Here is a 517-nt window from a genome sequence, read left to right as displayed (position 1 = left end):
TGCACGCATTATAGCAGGCGTTCGCCTGTTGGCAAAGCCTCATTGCAGCTTTGCCATGCGGGCCGCCTGGCGTGGCGGGCAATGAAAAAGGCTGTGTTCGCGCTAATTGGGTGAACCAAATTGTGTTGTCGAAGTCTTACGCATCGTCGCGTTAACTCATCCGGAGTGACGATGCAAAGCCTGAACTTCGACGAATTGTTCGCCTGCCTGTCCGCGGCACCATTGTCCAGAACCGATCTAGCCCGGCTGCGCGCCTGGATCGACAATATCCGCGATCCGGCCGAGTGCCTGGCGCTCATCGAAGCGGCCGCGGCAGGCCGGCCATGTCCGCATTGTGCTTGCGCTCGCCTGCACCGGTTTGGCTTTGCCAGCGGCCTGCAGCGCTTTCGCTGCCTGGCTTGCCACCGTTCCTTCAATGCGCTGACCGGCACGCCACTGGCCCGGCTGCGCAAGCGCGAGTGCTGGCTGCCCTATATCCAGTGCTTGCTGGAATCGCGCACCGTGCGCGACGCGGCGC

At 62.5% G+C, this 517-nt stretch carries 1 protein-coding gene; it reads left to right on the top strand.

Annotated features, from left to right (window positions below):
• Positions 1-171: 171 nt before the first annotated feature.
• A partial coding sequence (locus NX780_RS25285) for an IS1/IS1595 family N-terminal zinc-binding domain-containing protein (protein WP_441295001.1) occupies positions 172-517 on the top strand: 346 nt, incomplete at its 3' end.

Origin of the sequence: Massilia agri, from assembly GCF_024753255.1 — a bacterium.
GTDB classification, from domain to species: Bacteria; Pseudomonadota; Gammaproteobacteria; order Burkholderiales; family Burkholderiaceae_D; genus Telluria; species Telluria agri.
The sequence above is the reverse complement of the archived record's forward strand: the minus strand, read 5'-3'. Positions and strand labels throughout refer to the sequence as shown.